This window comes from Bradyrhizobium algeriense (genome assembly GCF_036924595.1).
In the GTDB taxonomy this organism is placed as follows: domain Bacteria; phylum Pseudomonadota; class Alphaproteobacteria; order Rhizobiales; family Xanthobacteraceae; genus Bradyrhizobium; species Bradyrhizobium algeriense.
The window spans coordinates 4,194,661-4,216,939 of the sequence record NZ_JAZHRV010000001.1; the positions used below are offsets into that span (position 1 = coordinate 4,194,661).

Sequence of the window (22,279 nt, forward strand, 5' to 3'; positions counted from 1 at the left end):
GTCCCTGGATGCATCGTGCGCAGCACCCTGGATGAAAACCAAAGCAGCAATGTGTTGCGTCGCAATGCCCGTTCAGCCCATGTCCGGTCCAGGTCAAAAAAGTCGATTTTGGCGTGTCCGCAGCATATCCGATTAGCGAGGTGTTCTCAGGAAATGCCGGACTCCATGCGCAATTGTTCGCACTGCGGAACAAGTCCTCGCTTTTGCATGATGGCGTTGCCCTGACCTACGCCCGCTCCCCGTAGACTTTTGTGGGGGGTGACGGCATCCTGTTCTCCGAAATCTCACAAGATGACGTGCGCGGCCTCCCGCGGACATAAAATTATAGGAAACGCATTTTCCAATTGGAAAATGCTTATGGAAACACAGAGGGCAGACATGAAGACGCGATTTACCGAACTCGTTGGCGTTGAGCATCCGATCGTCCAGGGCGGCATGCAGTGGGTCGGCCGCGCCGAGCTGGTCGCGGCCGTCGCCAATGCCGGCGCGCTCGGGCTGATCACGGCGCTGACGCAGCCGACGCCGGAGGATCTCACCAAGGAAATCGCGCGCTGCCGCGACATGACCGACAAGCCGTTCGGCGTCAACCTGACCATTCTTCCCGCGATCAAGCCGCCGCCCTATGCCGAGTATCGCCAGGCGATCATCGAGGCCGGCATCAAGATCGTCGAGACCGCCGGCAACAAGCCGCAGGAACACGTCACCGAGTTCAAGAAGCACGGCATCAAGATCATCCACAAATGCACCAGTGTCCGTCACGGCCTGTCGGCGGAGCGGATGGGCGTCGATGCGCTCTCGATCGACGGCTTTGAATGCGCCGGACATCCCGGCGAGGACGACACCCCCGGCCTGATCCTGATCCCGGCGGCCGCCGACAAGATCAAGATCCCGATGATCGCCTCCGGCGGGTTCGGCGACGGCCGCGGCCTGGTCGCCGCACTCGCGCTCGGCGCCGAGGGCATCAACATGGGCACGCGCTTCATGTGCACCAAGGAAAGCCCGATCCATCAGCTCGTGAAGGAGCGCATCGTCGCCAATGACGAGCGCGAGACCGAATTGATCTTCCGCACCATGCGCAACACCTCGCGCGTCGCCAGGAACACCATCTCAACCAAGGTGGTGGCGATGGAGAAGGAAGGCGCGAAGTTCGAGGACGTGCGCGAACTGGTCGCCGGCGCCCGCGGCAAGATGGTCTACGCGACAGGCGATGCCGATGAAGGCATCTGGTCGGCCGGCCAGGTCCAGGGCCTGATCCACGACATTCCGACCTGCGCCGAACTGGTGTCCCGCATCATGCGCGAGGCGGAAGCGATCATCCAGAGTCGACTCGAAGGCATGATGTCGGGCGCCCAGCGGCAGGCCGCCGAATAGGCGCGCGCTACTAGCAAAGAAAGAGAAGAGCCATGAAAGCCTATGTCTACGGCGCCAGCGGCGCTGAAATCACCGATGTTGCAAAACCTTCGCCGAAGGGCACACAGGTGCTGGTCAAGGTCCATGCCTGCGGCCTCAACCGCGCCGACCTCGGCATGACCAAGGGCCATGCGCATGGCGCGGCCGGCGGCGTCGGCACCGTGCTCGGCATGGAATGGGCCGGCGAAGTCGCCGAACTCGGCCCTGATGCAAAAGGCATCAAGGTCGGCGACAAGATCATGGGCTCGGGCGGCGCGGCGTTTGCCGAGTATACGCTGGCCGACCATGGCCGGCTGTTCCGCGCGCCCTCGAACATGAATTTCGAGGAGGCCGCCACCCTCCCGGTCGCGCTCGCCACCATGCACAACGCGCTCGTGACCAACGGCGCGCTGCAGAAAGGCCAGACGGTCCTGATCCAGGGCGCCAGTTCCGGCGTCGGCTTGATGGCGATGCAGATCGCAAAATTCAAGGGCGCAAAACTCGTCATCGGCTCCTCGACGGATGCGATGCGCCGCGGCCGGCTGAAGGAGTTCGGCGCCGATCTGGCGATCGATTCCAGCGATCCCGGCTGGGTCGACGAGGTGCTGAAAGCCACCAATGGCGAAGGCGTCGACCTGATCGTCGACCAGGTTTCCGGCAAGGTTGCGAACCAGAATCTCGCGGCAACCAAGGTCAAGGGCCGCATCGTCAATGTCGGCCGGCTCGGCGGCACCCACGCCGATTTCAATTTCGACCTGCACGCCGCCCGCCGCATCAACTATATCGGCGTCACCTTCCGCACCCGCACCATCGAGGAAATCCGCGAGATTTTCGACGAAGTCCGCAAGGACATCTGGGGCGCGGTGGAATCGCGAAAACTGCAACTGCCGATCGACAAGGTCTATCCCTTCGCCGAGATCGGAAGAGCGTTCGAGCACATGGAAGCCAACAAGCACCTCGGCAAGATCGTGGTGACGTTGTAGATGCCTGTCCCGGACGGGGTGCAGCGCGTGAGCGCTGCTCCGCAGAGCCGGGACCCACGCCGTTACGCATCCGAACGTTCGCGCTCGCGGGCGGGATGCTGGATGGCGAGGACAATAATTTCCTCGGCCTCATCGTGAGCCGTGTAATAGACCAGATCATCTTGGCTGTCAGGAGGTAAGCGCCGCACGGCTTCCAGGGCTTTTTCGAGCAGTTTTGTCATGAGAGAAAGATACGGTCGAACCGCCCAAAATGGAAGGGCATCCGCCCCACGGCCTATGAACGAGGCTTTCGGCGCGTGTTGGCCAGCGCTGCGATCGCCCATCCGAGGATGGCGGCCGCGCCGATCCAGATCAGAAAATCGCTCCAGCGGCTGGCGAGGCCGAGTGCGAGGCCGGGCATGAACGCACCTGATAAGAGCAACCAGCGCAGGCCGGGCCGCGCGAGGGCGACACCGCGACGCTTCGGATCGACCGCCGCAAGGAGCGCGATGCAGGCGGCGCTTACCAGCGCACCGGATAAGCCGAGCCAGCCGAGCAGCATCATTCGGCGGACTGCACGAAGGAGCCCGCGTCGAATGCGGCCGGCTCGCGGGTTCGCAATGCCATGGTGGCGGACAGCACGCAAACGACGCCGCCGAGCGCGACCAGGACATCCATCACCGGCACCGCACTCTGCCCGGTCGCAAGCGCTGCGCGCCAATTTGGGCCGCCGGCCGCGGCACGCAGCAGCGGAAGCGCCATCAGCAACACGCCGGTCGCGCCGAACAGCAGCGGCGGGACCCGCTCGATCGATCGCATCCGCAGTGCCGGGACAACGGCGAGTGCGGCAGCGATCAGAAAGGCCGCCGGCGTCCAGAACACGGATGCCAGCGATGGCAGGCTGATGAAATAGGCCGCGGCTGCCGCTGCCATCGCAAAAGGCAGGCCGCCTCCCACCCACGCGGTCACGCGCCCGAGCACGCGCCAGCCGCGCTGGTCGGCGCGTCGCCGGACCCAGAGATTCAATCCGCTCCAGGCCACGTAGGCGCTGGCCGCGCCAAGCGCAAACCACACGGCGCGCGACCACCATCCAGCGAAATTGCCGAAGTGAACCGGGCCGATCAGACCGAGCAAGGATGCCCCGAGCGACGGTTTTGTGCCGACGATCGGCCGCTCGCGAATGAGTTCGCCGGTCGCCCCATTGTAGATCAGGCGCGACGCCGACAGATCGCCGCGCCTGGGCGCCGGAAATACGGTAATGCGCGCGTCGGCGCGGCCGCGGTTTTCCCACGCGGCAAACAACAGCGGCGCGTCGGCGCGCCTGCGCGCATCGGACAGGATGTCGTCGAGATTGGCGGATACGGCAGGACGCGGATCGACCATGGGCATCCCGTTGAGCGTCGTGACCATCGCGCGCACATCGCCCTTGAACGCGATCTTCGCCAGCATCGGCAAGGCGACCGCGATGGTGAAGCTGAGATAGGCGCCGGTGAACGCGAGCACGAAGGCATGCGGCAGCGTCCACGTCCCGGCAACGGAATGCAGGTCGCGCAGGCCGACCAGCCGGTCACGTCCGCGCAGGATAAAGATGTCCCGGAACAAATGCCGGTGCATCAGGATGCCCGAGACCGCCGCCACCAGCATGGCGAGACCGAGAATGCCCGTGAGGATCAGCCCCCACGGATTCGGCAGGTGCAGCCGCACATGGAGGTCGACGTAAAAGCGCCCGAGCGCCGTGAACGGATCGTTGGCCGCGAGTTCGTTGCCAAAACCTTCGGCGCGCGAGACGATCCGGCCCTCCGGCCCGATCGTGGTGAGGATTCCGCGCTCGCGGCGCGCGCCGTTGATGGTCTCGTCGGTGTGGAAGAACACCCACACATTGCCGGCGGGCGTCGCCCGCAAGGAGAGGTCCTCGCGGAACTGAGCGGGCGTTTCCGCCTCCAGCCGCGCGAGCACGGCATGGAGCGGCTGGCTCAGCGGCTCGCTTGTTCCGAGCAGCCCGCCCGACCAGGCCTTGATTTCGTTCGCGAACACGGCGGCCGTGCCGGTTACGATGACGGCGTACAGCAACAGGCCCAGCAATGCGCCGGCCCAGCCGTGGACCGCCACCAGCGTCCTGGTTTCGCGTGCTTTCAGGTTAATCACGACTTCTCCGCGGGGTCGAAGGATCGTCTCAGCCGAACAGAATAGCTCTTAACGCGATCAGGTGAATGACGGCGATGCCCGTCATGATGATCACGATGCGGCCGAGGCTCCGGTCGAGCAAGGCATAGAAGAAGATCAAGCCCCAGATCGCCGGCATGAAGAACAACGGCAACGCGATGTGGTCAACTCCGCCGCTCCCTTTGGGCACCCAGAACGGCATCACGGCGATGATGAGAACCGTGAGCCCCACGGCGCAGGGTCCGGCCAGCAACGCGCGCAGCCAGGGATGCAGGCGGCCGGGTTCCGCAATGCTGGAGTTCGCAGCCGCCAAATTGCCTCCCCTCACCTCAGAAATTGAACGTCGTCGACAGCAGATAGGTTCGGGGAGCGCCGAGGGATACGGCGCTGCTAACCGTGCGATAGGAGTTCCAGTACGCCTCGTTGAAGACGTTCTCGACACTGGCGCGAACGACAATCGGCTTGCCGTTCCAGGGTGACGTGAAGGTGTAGCGCGCACCGAGGTCGACTCGCGTCCACGCCGGCAGCTCCTGCGTATTCGCATCGTTGGCGTAACTCTCGCTGGTATAGATGACCCTGCCCGTCAGCGTGAGCCCACGCATGAACGGAGTGTCCCATTCGGCGCCAAGATTGAGGTTTGTCGCCGATACACCCACGGGTGTATTGCCGTTGTAGCTGATAATGATCGGTCCAACCGAGACCGCTTGCTTGACCACTTCGCCGTTGATGAAAGTCACGCCGCCCAGGACTCGGAACGTCGGCGTCAGTTCGCCGAAGGTATACAGTTCGAGGCCACGATTGCGCTGCTCGCCGGCAAGTCGCTTTGCGGGTAGTACTACTCCCGGCACAGGGACCGACATCGTGTTCGGGCTGGTGATATCGAACACGCTCGCCGTGAAGGTGATGCGGCCCATATCGATCTTGAAGCCGGCTTCCTTCTGCTTGGTCTGAGCAGGCGGAATGATTTCTCCGACGTTCGAGTACGTCGTGGCTCCGGTGACAACTTCCGGCACCTTGAGACCCTCGATGTAGTTCGCGTAGAGCGAGACGTTCTCCACCGGCTTAACGATTACTGCATAGCCGGGGCTCCAGGTCGGAACATCGATACTCGATTTGGCGCCGCTCAGGAGATTTACACTGTCCACACCCACCGTCTGCCGTCTGGCCCCAACGACGAACTGAAGCCTGTTGTCGAACATCGACATCGTGTCCGCGATGCCGACACTCGAAAGCTTCGTCCGGGTCTCCAGATTTTGGACGACGGTGGCGAAGTTCGGGTAAGGGATCGCGACCGGGTTGTACAGGTTTGAATTGACGGCCGCGCCGGCCTTACCGAACGAACTGTAGTCCCGATCGAAGGCCGAGTAGTTGACGGTCAGGAGGTGGTTGACGGGGCCGGTGTCAACCGAAGCGCGAACGCCGACCTCACCCGCATAATTGTCATAGACGTCGCGTCCATTGAAGGGAGCGGCCGTCCAGTTGCCGTTGGCGTTCGTAATGCGCGGCGACGGATAGATGTAGTCGATCTCGCTCTTGTGGTATCCCAACGCGCCATATGCTGTGACCGACTCGGTCAGATCGACTTCGCCGCGCGCCATTGCGAACGTGTCCCTCGGCTTCCACGACGCCCAGTCCGGCATGTAATTGGCGCCGGGCTTCGGTAAGGCTGGAACCGGAATGGTGGTCGCAAAAGGAGGGCTGGTGGTGAACGTCAGGAACCGCAGCGGCGGCGAAAGATTTTCGGCCTGGTAACCGAGATCCGCGGAGAAGCGCACACGCTCGCCGCGGTAGTCCATATTGAGTACGGCGTTGCCGATCTGATCGGTCTGCCGGTCGAACGCGGTCCGTCCGCCTCCTCCCCCACCATTGAACCGGATTCCCCATTCCTTGTGCTCGCCGTAGCGCCGTGCCACATCGACCAGCGCTCCGACTTGGGATTTGGATATATATCTCGTGGTCAACTGCGTGATGTCGAAGTCGGGCGCGCTCTTCGTCACCAGGTTAATGCTGCCTCCGATGCCACCTGCGGGCGGCATGCCGGTGAGCAGCACACCCGGCCCCTTCAGAACCTCGACACGATCGAGGAAATTCGCCGATGATGCATAAAACGGTGCCATTCCATAGAGGCCGTTCATCAAGAAGTCGCCGCTGTCGTGGTAGAAACCTCTGATGTAGAGGCCGTCGATGCCGTTGCCGGCGGGCGTCTTCATCCGGACCGACGGATCGTTGAACAGGACATCGCCGACGGTGCGTGCCTGCTGGTTTGCAATCAGTTCTGCCGTGTAACTGGTCTGGTTGAACGGCGTATTCATCACGCCGCGGTTGCCGAGCAATCCGAGGCTGCCGCCCGTCGCCACCTGTCCGCCAGCATAGGGAGCCGGCGGTGCGCCGAGCGTTCCGGTCGAAGGCGTCACATATGGGACCGGTTCGACGCGGCGAGGCGCCGGTGCAGCGACACGCCGTTGCACACGCGAGGTGGATGTCTGCGATCTCTGTGCTGCGGGCCGCGCACGTTGCTGCCCTGGAGCATCGACGGTGACCGGCGGCAAATTCGATTGCGCGAATGCTTTCTGACCACTTGCAAAATCCAGCGAAAGAGCAAGATAGCTCACCGCCCCCAACGAAATAACACGCACAACATTTCCGGTCGCAATCGCATGCGTCATACTTTCACCCAACTCCCCACGAAGTCGTTCTAACTTCCCAAGTCGAATGGGCGAGTAGAAGTCATCTAAGATGATGGTGTGCGTGCACGACGGATTGCGTCTGTGACAACCGGGCAACGTTGCAAGTCGATTGCCCAAGTTGAGTGCAGCAGTTTCTAATTGTTCTAATTCTAAAGTGCTGACTGCGTTGAGCACATCAATTCATGGCGCGTGATAATTTGACGCGGTCATGTATGATTGCGAGCAACCTTAGGATGATTCAGGTTCACCCCACCTATCGTATTCAGGATCAAGCTGCTTCATATGACAAGCGCAAACAAGGTTGCCGTCACTTCCGGCGCGGATCTGCCGGACAGGATCATTCAATTGATGACGAATGCGCCGTATGCATCATTCGTCGTGCGGTGCGCTGCCGATCGCGCCGTTTTCCTTCCCGAGATCATATCCCTGCACACGAGGCGTGAGCTTTCCGAGATCAGCGGGGTCGGCCGGGCTTCGATCGCAAGGATGCAGGCCTGGCTGGCGCAGCATGGACGAAGGTTGCGAAGGCCAGATGAAAGCATCGACACTGTCATTTGCCATTTTGGCGTTCGACGAAAGGATCCGCATCCGTATAAGCGCCCGACCTTGCCGGCGATCACACCGCAGCCCGACGCCACGCTGGCGCCCGCGCTGCAGAATTCGGACAGCAGGATCGACGCAGCTTTGTAGGGCGGGGCAAAGGCGTTCTTCACGCCGTGCCCACCATCAATGCTTATCGCGGTTCGCCTGAAAAGGCCTGCCGCAGCGTCGAAAGCCGGTCGAGCGCAGCTTGCGGCAGCGGACCTTTTTCGGCAGCAGCGAGCGCGTCCTCGAATTGTTGCGGCGTCGCCATGCCGACCAGGATCGTACCCATCGCCGGATGAGACAGCGCAAACCGCGTGGCGGCTTCGGTCAGGCTGGTGGCGAACCCCTCCTCTATCAGCGGCATCAGGCGGCGCGCGCGATCGATATCGGCATCGTAGCTCACCGCCGAGCCGATCGGCTCAGGCGCCGGCCCCGCAATCGGATGACGCTCGGCCGAGCCCGACAGCGCGCCGCCGGCCAGCACGCGGATGCCCACGACGCCAACGCCGGCAGCCTGGGTCGCATCGAACAATCGCGCATAGTCCTGCGCCGGATAGCGCGCCGGCAATTCGCAGGCCGCGGATGGATTGAGCATGTTGTAGACGACCTGCGCGCTGTCGAAGACGCGCGCACCAATCACCTGATGCAGCGCCGCCGTATCGCCGAGCGCCGTCATTCCGAGGAAGCGAATCTTGCCCTGCCGGCGCAGGCGCTCGAACGCCGGCGCCACATCGTCGAGCACCTGCCGGACGCTGAGCGCCGATCCGCCGCCGTTCTCGGTGATCGGATTGTGCAGATGAAGGATGTCGACCTGTTCAAGACGCAGCCGCGTCAGGCTGCCTTCGAGTGATGTTCCGACCGCATCATCAATGCGGCCGGTCTCGCTAGCCGGCAATCGGACCTTGGTGCCGACGACGACGTTGGCCGGCTTCAGCTTTTGCAAAACGCGGCCAAGGTTCTTCTCCGATTCGCCGTCGCCGTACTGCACGGCGGTGTCGAAATAGTTGACGCCGGCGGCAATCGCCCGCGCGATGGTTCGCTCCTGGTCGGCAGCATCGCCGCGCACCATCAATCCGCCCACCGCGCCGCAACCGAAGCCCAGCACCGAAAGCCGCATTCCCGTGCGCCCAAAGACCCGCAATTGCATCGCTTTTCCTCCGAATGGTTAGAGAGAGTATGCAAGGTCGAACGGCCGTTACTCAACCTGGATATTTGCCGCCGTGATGATCGGCGCCCACAAAAGTGGAAGTGGGAAAACTTTACTCAATTCTTCTTCGGCTTGCGCGACTACCATCCCAATCACCCGCCACTGAACGGCTTCGAGACGGGCGCGGTGCGGGTTCCATTTCGCACCCGCACGCGCTTTCCACATCGCAGTTCGATCATCACCGCAAATAAGTCTTGGCGGCGGCGTGAAAGCCAATACGCTGTGTGCTGGCAACGACGCCAGACGCACGCGTGAGTCGCAACGGCCGGTATCAGCTTTGCGGACAAGAATGCGCGTGCAAGATCAGTTGAGAGGCTGTGCGATGACCGATCTCTCCTTGAAAGCCGCGACACCTGTATCACCTGCCACTACTGATGCCGAGCCGAGCCTGAATCGTGTCATGGGCCCGTGGCTCCTCCTGCTGTTCATCGTCGGTGACATTCTCGGCACCGGCATCTATGCACTCACCGGCCAGGTGGCCAACCAGGTGGGCGGCGTCGTCTGGCTGCCGTTCCTTGTCGCCTTCGTCGTGGCGCTGATCACTGCGCTGAGCTATCTCGAACTCGTTACCAAGTATCCAAAGGCCGCAGGCGCCGCGCTCTACACCCACAAGGCGTTCGGCATCCACTTTATCACGTTCATCGTTGCGTTCGCGGTGATGTGCTCGGGAATTACCTCCGCTTCCACGGCTTCGCGAGCTTTCTCTGCAAACATGTCGAGCGCGCTTGGCCTGGGCTTGTCGGGGTTCGGCATCACCATGACGGGTCTCGTCTTCATGGCGATCGTTGCCGCGGTCAACTTCCGCGGCGTCGGCGAAAGCGTGAAAGCGAATGTAGTTCTGACTTGCGTCGAACTAACCGGCCTGCTGATCATCATCGTCATCGGCCTGTGGGCGATCAGCCTGGGTCAGGGTGACGTCTCGCGCGTCATGCAGTTCAAGGCAGGCGATGCCGGTCTGATCTGGCCGATAATCGCCGCGACCACGCTCGCTTTCTTCGCCATGGTCGGCTTCGAAGATTCCGTCAACATGGCCGAGGAATGCAAGGAGCCGACACGGGATTTCCCAAAAGTGCTGCTCGCCGGCCTGTTCATCACCGGCGCAATCTACGTGCTGGTCTCTATCTCGGCGATTACGCTGGTTCCGCCGGCGCAGCTCGGCGAAGGAGAGACGCCGCTGTTGAAAGTGGTGCAGGCCGGCGCGCCGAACTTTCCGGTCTGGATCTTCGGCTTCATCACCATGTTTGCGGTCGCCAACTCCGCCCTGATCAACATGCTGATGGCGAGCCGGCTCGTCTACGGCATGAGCCGCGAACATGTGCTGCCGCCGTTGCTTGGCAAGGTGCATGCGAGCCGGCGTACGCCCTATATCGCGATCGGCTTCACCACGCTGCTGGCGTTCGGACTGATCACCATCGTCGGCGAAGTGCCTGCGCTCGGCGGAACGACCGCGCTGCTGCTGCTCTGTGTGTTTGCGGTGGTCAATATCGCGGTGTTGGCGCTGCGCAAGGATAGCGTTGCGCACGACCATTTTCGCACGCCGACGATCCTGCCGGTGCTGGGCGCAATCACCTGCGCATTCCTGGCCGGGCCATGGACCGGACGGGCGATCGTTCAGTACCACGTCGCCGGGGTCTTGATCGCCATCGGCGTCGTGCTCTGGCTGATCACGATGCTGGTCAACCGCGCCCAGGGCGTCAGACCCGACGAGCCGGAAATGGAGACGATGGGCGGCCAGGGACCCGTGAACTAGCTGCAGCCCAGGACGACTTGGTCTGATGACGGCCTTGTCTGGTGGCGACCTTGTCTGATGACGTCCTCGCCGCTTTCGGCGCGCACGGCGGGAGTTTCTTGCGGTTCCAGAATTAACCCGCAGCGCGGACATAAAGCTTAACTAATAAGCTTACCAAAGGGCTTCTGTTGCTTGGTTTTCCCGAGCAGCTAACCCTTTAGCAGCATTTTGCCTGCCCGCTCACATTTTCATTCAAGGAGCATTGTCATGGCGCAGTCGACCAAACCGCCGATCTTTGATGCGATCGATCTTGAACGCGAGATCGAGGAAGAATTTCGAAAGCTGCCGCAGGATCGCGAATCCCAGCCGAGCGATTTCGCGCCGCCTTCGGTACGCGCGCCGGATCTCGCGCTGCCCGACTATGTCGAGCATCGCGACGGGGCCACCGAGATCGGCAAGCTGTCGGCGGAGGCTGTTGTCCGCGAATACGAAGCTGTGGCGAAAGACATCGAGGCCCTCGGCGTTGAGCTGGTCGAGCACGTCAAGCAATGCGAGGCCATGAGCCGCGAGACGCTCGTCGTGATCGATGAGCTCAAGGAAACCGCGGAGCGATACCGCCAGGAGGCCAAGCGCGTCTTCCTCCAGATTGAGACCTATTCGCTGGTGATGGCGGAGGTACGCAAGACCTGTGCTGAAATGAGGGACAAGATCGCAGCTCCGGCCACCGTTCGAACTAAGCCAAAGAAAAATGAGCCCCGAGCCGCCCAGGAAGGCTGAGGTCCAAGGCTGAGGTCCGAGGCTGAGGTCCGAAAATTGCCGGTTGAGCCCCATACACCGCGTTAAACTGAAGGCCCCGCAGTAAACAGAGGTCCGGTTCGATCACCTCGTCGTAGCGCGTTTGAACCGATGATCGGAAGGTGCGGCGGGGAGCACCACAAGGCGAATCAAGCGCAGCGTAATCCGCCATCTTATTTGGGATGCAGCGGCGGATTACGCCGAAGCCTGTCATCGGGTCGTGCTTTTGCGCGGGACCCATTGAGCTAATCGCCCTCCGCGCAGTCAGCGGGCATGGAACCTTTATGACGTTCCTATACCGCCGGCCGGCTCGTCCTCTCGATTTTATATGCCGGCAGACCGATCTCTCGCGTGCGGTCGAAAATCACGACCGAACGGAATGGAGAATGAGCCATGTCTGCCCAAGCTGTTGTTTGGGAATGGCGCGCCCTTTTGGCGGAATGGATGTCGAAAAGTCCATGCACCTGGCCGTGCTGCTCGGCGGCCTTCTGACCGTCAGCATCGCGGTCAACGCGATGATCGTCCTCGCCGACGGCAGCAGGCCATAAGCCCGTTTCCTGCGTTCCAGATGTCGCCGTGGTCTGGATGACATATGGAACTCATGTTTGATGCGGCTCACGCGCCGGTGAAGTTGGGATATAATCGGGTCAGCTTATCAGGGCTTTGGCCGGTTTGCTCTTCGGCCAACGCGTTGTCGTCCAGGTGCCAGGCAGGAGTTAAAGCCAGGAGTTGAAGCGATGACCGACGTTGAATCGAAGCTGCAGGACATGACCCCGGCGCCCGATGCCGTTCCCCTTTTTGGCCCGGTCACATCGGAAGTGATGCGCTACCTTGCTTCCATTGCAATGACCGCCGTCGCGACGGTCGTGGCTGTCGGTGTCGACACCAGGATGAGCATTCCAAACCTGTCCCTGGTGTTTGTCGTTCCGGTGATCATCGCGGGCGTCAGCCTCGGCCTGGGCCCGTCACTCTGTTCGGCGATCCTTGGCGCCTTGGCCTTCAATTTTTTCCTGACCGAGCCTCGCTACTCGCTGGCCGTCGACGACGCGGCGAACATCTGGGCGATTGGACTGCTGCTTGTCGTCGGTCTCATCGTGAGCGGCGTTGCCTTCACCTCCCGCCAGAGGGCGACCGAGGCGGCACTGCTAAGAAGACAGACGGCTATGCTGCAAGGCTACAGCCGTGACGTCGTCGCGGCCGGCAATACGAAGGCGATCGTCTCGATCACTTCGCAAGCCCTTGCCGCGCTCTTCCAGGTTCCTGCCGTCGTGATGCTCGTTACGGAGGGCGACAGAGTTGTTTCCCTAGAGAGAGTCGGCGACGTAGAACCCCAGGAGGCCGAATTGGAGGCGGCGCGATCGTCGCTGGCAACCGGGACTGTCATGCGCAGCGACGTCTACCCGAACTTGGCCTCGCGGTTTGACTTTTGGCCTGTGAAGACGGCCGAAGGCCCGAATGCCGTCATTGGACTAGCATTCGACCCGGACGAACGCCCTTCGGCACCAGATACGCTGGTCAGCATCGTTGTGCGTGTCTTGGCCCTGGTGCTTGACCGTCAACATGCACGGGGGAGAGCCGACGCCCGGCCCGCCGGTTGAATCCGCGGGCGCGAGCGCTGCAGGGACTGCAACAAAATGTAGCCAAGCGGCTCAATTGATTTGGATGGTGCACCCCGCTCAATAAGTTCGGAGGAAGCTCGTTGTGAGCGTCGTGGCAGCCCACCTGTATCGTAATGGCAAGAATGTAAAAGTCGTTTCCTTGGACGAGCCTATCGATTGCAAGGGAAAATCCGAGTTTGTCTGGATCGGCTTATTCGAGCCTTCGGAACGAGAACTTGAGCAACTTGAGAAAAACTATGGACTCCATCCTCTTGCGATTGAGGACGCATTCAAAGCCAACCAAATACCGAAGGTTGATGTTTACGGCGATCAACTGTTTGTAATGACACGCACCGCTCATCTTGAGCGCGACCACATCGCCTATGGCGAAACCGCAATTTTTGTCGGGAAGAATTTCATCATTTCGGTTCGGCATGGCTCGGCTCGGGCGCATAGCGAACTCCGCGCGCAACTCGAAGCGGCGCCTAGCCTGCTGGGCCAAGGCCCAGACTATGTTCTCCACGCCATCCTCGACTTTATCGTTGATGGCTATCTCCCGATTGTCGAAACGATCGAGGAACGCGTCCTAACCATGGAACAAAGCGCTCTCGACAACTTCCTCAGCCGTGCAGAGGTCAAGCGGATCTTCGGGCTACGCCAGGAACTGATCCGGTTTAAGAGGATCATCGGCCCCATGACGGAGGTTTGCGGCCGGCTTGTCCACCTTGATACACCGTGCCTCGATGCTAACGCTCGTCCCTATTTCCAGGACGTCCTGGACCACGTGCGACGCGTCGATGCGATGGTGAACTCCTTGCGAGACGTTCTGACTTCGGTTTTTGAAGTGAGCAATCTGCTGGAGCAGCAGCGTCAGGGCGTGATCACGCGGCAGCTGGCCGCTTGGGCCGCAATACTTGCCGTACCCACCGCGATCGCCGGAATTTACGGCATGAATTTTGAAAATATGCCCGAGTTGAAGACGCAATACGGCTACTTTATCATCGTCGGCATTATCGTCCTGCTTTGCACGGTGCTCTACGTGCGTTTCAAGCGCGCTCGATGGCTTTGATGGCGGCGTGTAGGCCGGATTAGCGCAGCGTAATCCGCCATCTTACCTGAGACTTGGCGGCGGATTGCGCCGGAGCCTGTCATCACTGCGCGAGCGCAATTGCACTCGTGGCGGGCCGCGCTTTTGCGCGGACCCGTTGGGCTAAATCCGCCCTCCGCCCTACGCGCGGCTTCCTGAAAATTCCCGGGGCTCAGATTTCCCGGAACGACACCAGGCGGCGCTGCGCCTCGTCCCACAATACAAGCCGTACACACTGAAAGCTCTGCAGGAGCGTGATGCGACCGACGTCGCGCAGCTCAGGATGGTCGTGCAGCACGCGCGGCAGCCGGTAATAGGGAATACGACTGCTGAGGTGATGCACGTGGTGAATGCCGATGTTGGCCGTGAACCAGCGTAGCAGCGCCGGCAGTTCATAATGTGAGCTGCCGTGCAGCGCGGCTTGACGCAGGTCCCAGCTGTCGTCGCGGTCCCACATCGTATGCTCAAACTGATGCTGCACGTAGAACAGCCATACGCCGGCCGTGCCGGCCAGGAGCGTAATCGGAAGGTGCACGAGCAGGAACGCCTTGATGCCGATAAACCATGTGAGCACGGCGACGATCACGGCAATCGCGAGATTGGTTGCCATTGTACTGGCCCAGGGCTGCCAACCATTGCGCATGAGGCCGACCGGGAGCCTCTGTTGCAAAAGAAACAGATAGGCCGGCCCGACCCCGAACATGATCAGCGGGTGGCGGTAAAGGCGGTATTTCAGACGGCCCCACCAGGGAAGCGCCCGGTATTCGCGCACGGTCAGCGTATCGAGATCGCCGATACCGCGGCGATCGAGGTTGCCGGTGGTGGCATGATGAATCGCATGCGAGCGGCGCCAGCAGTCGTAGGGCGTGAGCGTGAGCACGCCAATGACGCGGCCGACCCAGTCATTCGCCAGACGGCCGGCAAAAAAGGTGCCGTGACCGCAGTCGTGCTGGATCATGAACAGGCGCACGAGAAAGCCGGCCGCCGGAATAGCGATAAGTAATGACGCCCAGGCATGGCCGAGGGAGAACGTGAACCAGGCCGCGGCCCACAGCATCACCAGCGGCAGGGCCGTGATCGCCAGTTCGGCAATGCTGCGCAGCCGACTTGGGGTGCTGTAGTTGCTCAAGATGCGCTGCCAGCGCCGGGCGTTGAGGACGTCATCGCCTCCACTGGGCGGTTGAACGACGCCAACGGCCTCTTGCCTGTTAGAGCGCTGCAAGGCTGTATTAGGCACAGAGGTATTCCCTTCTGACAGTGCACGTAAAATCGAGGCGCCGAAGGATCGGCGCCTGCGTCGGTTGATCGATGTTTGGAGAAGGGTCTGAAACGTGCGTGCCTGTCAGTGGCAAGGCAAAGCGCCCAGCGGTTCGGCCAAGTGTCGACTGCCGGACATATGGACAGGAATTGGGGTGGCGTCAAGGACCGCAACGCCGCGTCACGAACGCTGCGGCGCCCGCCACCGTCCCGGGCAGATCGCCCCGTGTAAACCCGGGGTTCGTTCCGGAAATCCGGGTCATTGATCCCCGCCTCCCCTTGGAAAGATGCGGTTCCAGTCCCTCTTCAACTCGTTCGAAACGTCGAACACTATCTCGACACGACGGGCTCCCGGCCGGTGCACATTTCGGAAATCTGCGCCCAGTTCAACGTCTCGCGGCGCAGCCTGCACCGGGCGTTCTACGACATGCTGGGTTTGGGACCGGTTACTTTCCTCCGCCGCAAGCGGCTCTGCGCGATCCACTCCGCGCTACGAGACAACACCCCCGCCATCGCCACCATCGGCGAGATCGCCATGCAACACGGCTTCATCGAACTCGGCCGCTTCTCGCACTACTACCGATCGCTGTTCGGCGAATATCCTTCGGAAACGCTGCATGCGTCAAAACGCATTTCGCGCGGAATCGACCGCCGGAGGGCTCTCGCCACCGGATGATCTCCCGAGGGGCTGCGCCATTCGGAAGTGAGACCCGCAATTGCATCGCTGTTCCTCCGACTGAACGAAGATTATGCAATGTCGAATGCCCGTTACTCAACCTTGATATTTGCCGCCGTGATGACAGGCCACAGGCGCGGGTCCACGGGACCGGTGTGTCATGGGCGGATATTCCCGAGCGCTGCGGCTCGCATACGCTAACCGCTTCAACCAACGGCGCCGGGCCGGGGTTTAGGACTGCCGTCTGGAACTGGTATCAAGGCTTACGACGGCTATTGTCTCCGAACATGGCTCCACGAATTCAGTACGGAACCCAAAATCCGTTCAATCGCAATCGCTTGCATGCCCGCACAAATTGCGCGCAAGGGGCGAGAGCGATCAAATCAATTCCGGTGAACGATCTATCTTCCGCGCTCCTGCCCACTTCATTTGACACGCGTCCTGGTTGGCCCGCCGACGACACCTCGGACCAGATGGCGCACCACGTGCTGCCTTTCTAAGGTCATCCCACCCCTCCCATTGACGCTGCACAAGTATTGGTCCCGTTCGCCTTAATCAGGACCTTGCGCTTGACATGCTGCGAGTGGTCAACTCGCTGATCGGGACACTTCTGCACGGTTGGAGAAGCATGATGTTCAAGAAGATTGCGATCGTGGCTGGTTTGGGACTGGCACTCGCCGCCACGGCGGAGGCCCAGACACCGCGCAAGGGCGGAACCATTCGTATGACGGCGCCCTATGGCTCCAGTTTCTCCAGCATGGACATCCATACGACACAGCGCGCCCAGGACGAGATATTCGCCAAAGGCCTGCATCGCTCGCTCTACTTCTGGGATTCCGCTGAGGGCAAGCCGGTTCCGGAGCTTGCCAAGGAGGTCACCGTCTCGGGCGGAGGTCTCGTTTACACCTTCAAGCTGCGCGACGACGCCTATTTCCATCACGGCCGCAAGATGACGGCGGATGACGTCATCTGGAGCTTCAATCGCATCATGGACGGCTCCAAGGCCTATCCCGGGGCGCGTTTTGTCCGCGTGATCGAGGGCGCGGCCGAGGTCGAGAAGGGCCAGGCCAAGGAAATCTCCGGCCTGAAGAAAATCGACGACTTCACGCTTGAAATGAAGCTGACCGAGAAGGTCGATCCAGGCTTCTACTTCTTCACCGCGATAACTTCCATCTATCCCGCCGACGAAGGCGCGAAGGAGGGCTTCATCCAGAAGCCGATCGGTCTTGGGCCGTTCAAATTCGTCGAGCATGTGCCGGGATCGCGCGTCGTTCTGGAGCGGTGGGACAGGTTCTACAAGCCCGGCAAGCCGTATGCCGACAAGCTCATCGTCTCGACCATGGGCGAAGCCGCGGCGCGCGACGTCGCCTTCCGCAACAAGGAAATCGACACCTCTGTGCTCGGGCCCGCGCAATACGTCGCCTATCAGGCCGACCCCAACCTCAAGGGCACTATCGCTGAAGTCGCCGAGGTCTTCACGCGTCACATGGGGATGAATCCGGGATTCAAACCGTTTGCCGACAAGCGGGTCCGGCAGGCGATCAACCATGCGATCGACACCGACCTGATCATCAGCAAGCTGGTCAAAGGCAAGGCCTATCGCGCCACTAGCTGGCTGCCTCTGACCTCGACCTCGCCGCTCTACGACAAGACGATGAAGCCCTACGCCTTCGATCCCGCGAAGGCGAAGCAGTTGCTTGCGGACGCCGGCTATCCCACCGGCTTTGAATTCGAATGGACGACGAGCCAGAATGAAAGCTGGGGCCTGCCGATCGTCGAGGCCATTATTCCGATGTTGGACAGAGTGGGCATCAAGGTGAAGGTCAAGCAGGTCGAGACCGCGGTGCTGGCGGAGGTCCTTCGCAAGGGCGACTTCCAGGCCTATGTCTATTCCATGGCGACCGGCCCGGATCCCCAGGCAGCGCTGAAATGCTTCTACTCATCCACACCGCAATCAGCCTGCAACTACACGACCTTCAAGAACGCGGACTTCGACAAGATGATCGATGAGGCCGGTCAGACCGACGACGCCGCCAAGCGCGTCCAGCTGCTGCAAAAGGCCAATGCCCTGCTCTATGACGAAGCGCCGGTCTGGTTCTTCAACTATAACAAGGCGGTCATGGCGGTGCAGCCGTGGCTCAAGGGGATTCAGTTGAACGCGACGGAACTGACCCATCAAAACGTCGAAGACCTCTGGGTCGACGAAACCTCGCCCGCGAAGTGACACGCGCGCTCACCCTCCCTCCATCGCAAGCAACGATGGAGGGAGGGAGGAATAGTTGCAATGCTCGCCTTCCTGATCCGTCGAATCCTGCAAACCGTTCCGACCGTGCTGGCTGTCGTGCTGGTGATCTTTGTGCTGTTCAGCGTCGTTCCGGGCAGTATCGTATCGAGCATGAGCGATGACGGCCGGGGTGCGGCGGACCCGCAGGTCGCGGAGCGCATGAAAAAGCAGCTCGGCCTCGACGATCCCGTCTACGTCCGCTTCGGCGCCTACATTGCCAGGCTCGCGACAGGCGATTTGGGGACGTCGTTCCGGACGCGCGAGCCGGTCACGACCATGATCGCCAAACGAATGTGGCCAACGTTGCAATTGATATTTGCCGCCATGATGTTTGCGATTGTGATCGGCGTACCGCTCGGGTTCATCGCAGCGCTCCAGCCGGGCGGCATCGTCGACACGATCTCAATGGTCGTGGCGGTCTCCGGCCTTTCAATGGCTAAATTCTGGCTCGGGCTGCTGCTGATGTACCTGTTTGCGTTGAAACTCGGCTGGCTGCCGAGTTTTGGCTATGGCGATGGAGGGCTCAAATATCTGATCCTGCCTGCGGTGACGCTCGGTGTCTCGCCAATGGCGCTGCTGGCACGGACGACGCGCGCGGCGGTTCTCGAGATCATGACCGCGGATTTTGTCCGGACGGCGCGCTCGAAGGGCATGAGCGAGACCCGGGTCGTGAAGTGGCATGTGATGCGCAATGCTCTCGTCATCATTCTCACGACGATCGGCCTGCAATTCGGCGCGTTGATGGGACAGGCGGTCGTGGTCGAGAAATTGTTCTCCTGGCCGGGCATCGGCTCGCTGCTCGTCGACAGTGTGCTGCAGCGTGACATTCCCGCTGTCCAGGGCTCTATTTTCGTTGTGGTGCTGTTCTTTCTCGCGATCAATTTGTTGATTGACGTGCTCTATGGCGTGATCGATCCCAGGATCAGATACGCATGAGCGCCGGCCGGCTCCATCATGCCTGTGCGCGATTGACTGAATCGCCTGCCGCGGCGGGGCGGCCGCGATGAAGCTCGGAGCCAGTCTCATCATCGGCGGGGCGTTGTTCGCGCTTGCGATCTTCGTCGGCCTGTTTGCGCCCTGGCTGGCGCATACCGATCCTGTCATGGATGCCAATTTGCTGAATGCGGAAGAGCCACCGAGCTGGATCTGGTGGTTCGGCACCGACGCGCAGGGCCGCGACATTTATTCCCGCGTCGTGCACGGCGCGCGCATCTCGCTGACGGTCGGCATCGTCTCGCAGTTGGTCAACAGCGTCATCGGTGTGACACTGGGCGTGACCGCAGGCTATTGGGGCGGCTGGTGGGACGACGTCGTCAATGGCCTGACCAATCTGATGCTCGCGATCCCCTCGCTGATCTTCGCGCTTGCCATCATGGCGGTCCTTGGACCCGGCCTGACCAGCCTGCTCATCGCGCTCGGGTTGACCAACTGGTCGTTCACTTGCCGGATAGCACGGGCGTCGACGCTGTCGCTCAAGAGCCAGGGCTATGTCCAGGCGGCAAGGGTGCTCGGCTACGGCGATCTGCGCATCATGATCACGCAGCTGCTGCCGAACATGCTGGGACCGATCATTGTCATCGGCACACTGGGCATGGGCGGCGCGGTATTGGCCGAAGCCGCGCTTTCGTTCCTTGGCCTCGGAATCCGCCCGCCCTATCCAAGCTGGGGCAGCATGCTGTCAGAGGCCCGCGACCAGATCACAACGGCGCCGTGGCTCTCGATTTTCCCCGGCCTCGCCATATTCTTGACGGTGCTCGGCCTGAATCTGCTCGGCGATGGCTTGCGTGACGTTCTCGATCCACAGTCGCGGAGCCGACGCACATGACGAGCCCTCCTCTGCTCGAAGTCGAGGATTTACGCATCGATCTCAACGACCGATCCGGCCATGTCGCGGCGGTCGAGGGCGTTTCATTCCGCATCGATCGTGGCGAGACATTCGGCCTTGTCGGCGAATCCGGCTGCGGCAAGAGTATTACAGCTCTCGCTCTGATCGGCCTGTTGCGCCAGCCGCTTTCGATCGGTGCCGGTGCCATACGATTTGACGGCCGGGAGATCCAGAGACTTGCCGCGGCCGAGCAACGCGCGTTGCGCGGCAATCGCATCGCCATGATCTTCCAGGAGCCGATGACGGCGCTTAATCCGGTTTCCCCTGTTGGCCGGCAGATCGCGGAGATGTTCGTGCTGCACAAGGGCAAGAACTGGCGGGAAGCCAACCAACTGGCCGTCGAGGCGCTGGCGAGCGTCCGCGTCCCCGCACCCGAGCGACGGGTGAAGGATTACCCGCACCAGCTTTCGGGCGGCATGCGTCAACGCGTGATGATCGCCATCGCACTCGCATGCGGGCCGGATCTTCTGATCGCCGACGAGCCGACAACCGCGCTCGACGTGACGGTGCAGGCGGAGATCATCGAGCTGATGCGGAATTTATGCGCCGAGCGAGGTACGGCGATTTTGATGATCAGCCACGATCTGGGCCTGGTCGCCAACGTCTGCCGCCGCGTCGCCGTCATGTATGCCGGTCGCATTGTCGAGGAGCGCGGCTCGGCCGATATCTTCCGCGTATGCGCGCATCCCTATACGCAAGGCCTGGTCGACTCGCTGCCGCGGCTGGGGAGTCGCGCAGCTCTTGGCCGGACGCGGCTCAGGGAGATCGCGGGCGTCGTACCGGCGATCGCGGATTTCCCGGACGGTTGCCGGTTCAATCCGCGTTGCGCGCGGGCGACCGACATTTGCCGGGCCATCGCGCCGGAGACGACATTGCTCGGTGCAGGCGGACTAGTCAGGTGCCATCACCATGCATGAATCTGCGCAGAGACCTGGCGACGATGTCATCCTCAGCGTGAAGGATCTCGCGGTCCATTTTCCGGTTGGCGGCGGCTTGCTGGGTGGCGGCCGGCGGCTGTTGCGTGCGGTCGACGGCATCGATCTCGAACTGAAGCGCGGTGAATGCCTCGGTCTGGTCGGCGAATCCGGTTGCGGCAAGTCGACCGTCGCGCTTTCGATACTTGGCCTGCAGATGCCGACGCGGGGCCGCATCGTGCTGGACGGGCAGATCGTGACGGGCCGGCAATCGGGCGATCGAAAGGCATTGGCCCGCATCGTACAAATGGTGTTTCAGGACCCCTACGCCTCGCTCAATCCACGCCAGACCGTTCGTCGCACGCTTGAAGCCCCGCTACGCCTGCATGGCGTGACGGCCAAAAGCGAGATCGACGGGCGCGTTGCGGCGATGCTCAGGCATGTGGGCCTCCGGCCCGAACAGGCCGGCCGCTACCCGCATGAATTCTCGGGCGGCCAGCGTCAGCGCATCGGCATTGCTCGCGCGCTGATCCTCAATCCCAAAATTGTCATCTGTGACGAACCTGTATCGGCGCTGGATGTCTCCATCCGTGCCCAGATCATCAATCTGCTGTTGGAATTGAAGGAAACTCTCGGCCTCTCCTACATCATGATCAGCCACGACCTCGGTGTTGTCGAGCACATGAGCGACAGGGTCGCCGTGATGTATCTCGGCCGCATTGTGGAGACAGGCGACTGGCGCGAAATCTTCGAACGACCGGCGCACCCGTATACGCAAACCCTTATCGCCGCCATTCCCGATCCGCTACGCCGCGCACCGCTCGCGACGACAAAGGGCGAGCCTCCCAATCCGCTAAGTCCGCCAGACGGATGTGCGTTCAGTCCGCGCTGTCGTTACGCCGAAGCCGTGTGTCATCGTGAGCCTGGGCCATCGCTTGAAACGCGTCCCGACGGACACTCGGTCCGCTGTTGGCGAGCTGACGAGATTGCCGGTCAGACGACGTTGACTTCGATGGAAAGCGAGCATCCCTAGGACGGAATGCAGGTTTGCTATGGGGTCA

At 61.6% G+C, this 22,279-nt stretch carries 22 protein-coding genes; 14 read left to right on the forward strand and 8 right to left on the reverse strand.

What is annotated here, in order from left to right:
* The first annotated feature begins 378 nt into the window (after window positions 1-378).
* The gene (locus V1286_RS20495; RefSeq protein WP_334482095.1) at window positions 379-1,371 is read left to right on the forward strand and encodes an NAD(P)H-dependent flavin oxidoreductase; all 993 of its coding nucleotides are present in this window, start codon (window positions 379-381) and stop codon (window positions 1,369-1,371) included.
* Window positions 1,372-1,403: 32 nt separating this feature from the next.
* The gene (locus V1286_RS20500; protein WP_334482096.1) at window positions 1,404-2,372 is read left to right on the forward strand and encodes a zinc-binding dehydrogenase; all 969 of its coding nucleotides are present in this window, start codon (window positions 1,404-1,406) and stop codon (window positions 2,370-2,372) included.
* Window positions 2,373-2,434: 62 nt separating this feature from the next.
* Here V1286_RS20500 and V1286_RS20505 read toward each other — a convergent pair whose 3' ends face one another.
* The 7 genes from V1286_RS20505 to V1286_RS20535 form a co-directional block, all read right to left on the reverse strand.
* The gene (locus tag V1286_RS20505) at window positions 2,435-2,593 is read right to left on the reverse strand and encodes a hypothetical protein (RefSeq protein ID WP_334482098.1); all 159 of its coding nucleotides are present in this window, start codon (window positions 2,591-2,593) and stop codon (window positions 2,435-2,437) included.
* Between the two features lie 53 nt (window positions 2,594-2,646).
* Window positions 2,647-2,916: a hypothetical protein gene (locus V1286_RS20510; protein WP_334482099.1), complete on the reverse strand. Its 270-nt coding sequence runs from the start codon at window positions 2,914-2,916 to the stop codon at window positions 2,647-2,649.
* The gene (locus V1286_RS20515; RefSeq protein WP_334482100.1) at window positions 2,913-4,496 is read right to left on the reverse strand and encodes a PepSY-associated TM helix domain-containing protein; all 1,584 of its coding nucleotides are present in this window, start codon (window positions 4,494-4,496) and stop codon (window positions 2,913-2,915) included. The genes V1286_RS20510 and V1286_RS20515 overlap by 4 nt, the downstream gene beginning before the upstream one ends.
* 28 nt (window positions 4,497-4,524) lie before the next feature.
* A complete protein-coding gene (locus V1286_RS20520; RefSeq protein ID WP_334482102.1) occupies window positions 4,525-4,827 on the reverse strand; it encodes a hypothetical protein in 303 nt (100 codons plus the stop codon).
* A gap of 16 nt (window positions 4,828-4,843) precedes the next feature.
* Complete coding sequence (locus V1286_RS20525; RefSeq protein WP_334489799.1) at window positions 4,844-7,180, reverse strand: TonB-dependent receptor; 2,337 nt, start codon at window positions 7,178-7,180, stop codon at window positions 4,844-4,846.
* 362 nt (window positions 7,181-7,542) lie between these two features.
* A complete protein-coding gene (locus tag V1286_RS20530; protein ID WP_334482103.1) occupies window positions 7,543-7,914 on the reverse strand; it encodes a hypothetical protein in 372 nt (123 codons plus the stop codon).
* 20 nt (window positions 7,915-7,934) lie between these two features.
* A complete protein-coding gene (locus V1286_RS20535; RefSeq protein ID WP_334482104.1) occupies window positions 7,935-8,933 on the reverse strand; it encodes an aldo/keto reductase in 999 nt (332 codons plus the stop codon).
* On the opposite strand from V1286_RS20535, the gene V1286_RS20540 reads away from it, so the two are divergent.
* The 6 genes from V1286_RS20540 to corA all read left to right on the forward strand — a co-directional run bounded on the left by V1286_RS20540 (window position 8,928) and on the right by corA (window position 14,184).
* Entirely contained in the window at window positions 8,928-9,248 is a 321-nt protein-coding gene (locus V1286_RS20540) for a hypothetical protein (RefSeq protein ID WP_334482105.1), read from the forward strand. The genes V1286_RS20535 and V1286_RS20540 overlap by 6 nt on opposite strands.
* A gap of 67 nt (window positions 9,249-9,315) precedes the next feature.
* On the forward strand, window positions 9,316-10,743 hold the full coding sequence (locus tag V1286_RS20545) for an APC family permease (RefSeq protein ID WP_334482107.1): 1,428 nt from the start codon (window positions 9,316-9,318) through the stop codon (window positions 10,741-10,743).
* A 246-nt stretch (window positions 10,744-10,989) separates the two neighbouring features.
* A complete protein-coding gene (locus V1286_RS20550) occupies window positions 10,990-11,499 on the forward strand; it encodes a hypothetical protein (protein ID WP_108513011.1) in 510 nt (169 codons plus the stop codon).
* A 404-nt stretch (window positions 11,500-11,903) separates the two neighbouring features.
* Entirely contained in the window at window positions 11,904-12,065 is a 162-nt protein-coding gene (locus V1286_RS20555) for a hypothetical protein (protein WP_334482111.1), read from the forward strand.
* Between the two features lie 189 nt (window positions 12,066-12,254).
* Window positions 12,255-13,115, forward strand: coding sequence for a DUF4118 domain-containing protein (locus tag V1286_RS20560; RefSeq protein WP_334482113.1), 861 nt, complete (start codon window positions 12,255-12,257; stop codon window positions 13,113-13,115).
* Window positions 13,116-13,218: 103 nt separating this feature from the next.
* The gene (corA, locus tag V1286_RS20565; protein ID WP_334482115.1) at window positions 13,219-14,184 is read left to right on the forward strand and encodes a magnesium/cobalt transporter CorA; all 966 of its coding nucleotides are present in this window, start codon (window positions 13,219-13,221) and stop codon (window positions 14,182-14,184) included.
* 190 nt (window positions 14,185-14,374) lie between these two features.
* On the opposite strand, the gene V1286_RS20570 is transcribed toward corA, so the two are convergent.
* Window positions 14,375-15,334: a fatty acid desaturase gene (locus V1286_RS20570; protein ID WP_334489801.1), complete on the reverse strand. Its 960-nt coding sequence runs from the start codon at window positions 15,332-15,334 to the stop codon at window positions 14,375-14,377.
* A 483-nt stretch (window positions 15,335-15,817) separates the two neighbouring features.
* Here V1286_RS20570 and V1286_RS20575 point away from each other — a divergent pair, with 483 nt between their 5' ends.
* From V1286_RS20575 to V1286_RS20600, 6 genes are all read left to right on the forward strand, one after another.
* Window positions 15,818-16,135 (forward strand): helix-turn-helix domain-containing protein, encoded by a 318-nt coding sequence (locus tag V1286_RS20575; RefSeq protein ID WP_334482117.1) that lies wholly within the window; start codon window positions 15,818-15,820, stop codon window positions 16,133-16,135.
* Window positions 16,136-16,763: 628 nt separating this feature from the next.
* Window positions 16,764-18,359: an ABC transporter substrate-binding protein gene (locus V1286_RS20580; protein ID WP_417021166.1), complete on the forward strand. Its 1,596-nt coding sequence runs from the start codon at window positions 16,764-16,766 to the stop codon at window positions 18,357-18,359.
* Window positions 18,360-18,419: 60 nt separating this feature from the next.
* A complete protein-coding gene (locus V1286_RS20585; RefSeq protein WP_334482121.1) occupies window positions 18,420-19,355 on the forward strand; it encodes an ABC transporter permease in 936 nt (311 codons plus the stop codon).
* 67 nt (window positions 19,356-19,422) lie between these two features.
* Complete coding sequence (locus V1286_RS20590) at window positions 19,423-20,244, forward strand: ABC transporter permease (protein WP_334482122.1); 822 nt, start codon at window positions 19,423-19,425, stop codon at window positions 20,242-20,244.
* Complete coding sequence (locus tag V1286_RS20595; protein ID WP_334482124.1) at window positions 20,241-21,221, forward strand: ABC transporter ATP-binding protein; 981 nt, start codon at window positions 20,241-20,243, stop codon at window positions 21,219-21,221. The genes V1286_RS20590 and V1286_RS20595 overlap by 4 nt, the downstream gene beginning before the upstream one ends.
* Window positions 21,214-22,251 carry an ABC transporter ATP-binding protein gene (locus V1286_RS20600; RefSeq protein ID WP_334482125.1) on the forward strand — a complete coding sequence of 346 codons (1,038 nt, stop codon included), beginning with the start codon at window positions 21,214-21,216 and terminating at the stop codon, window positions 22,249-22,251. The genes V1286_RS20595 and V1286_RS20600 overlap by 8 nt, the downstream gene beginning before the upstream one ends.
* The last annotated feature ends 28 nt before the right edge of the window (window positions 22,252-22,279 follow it).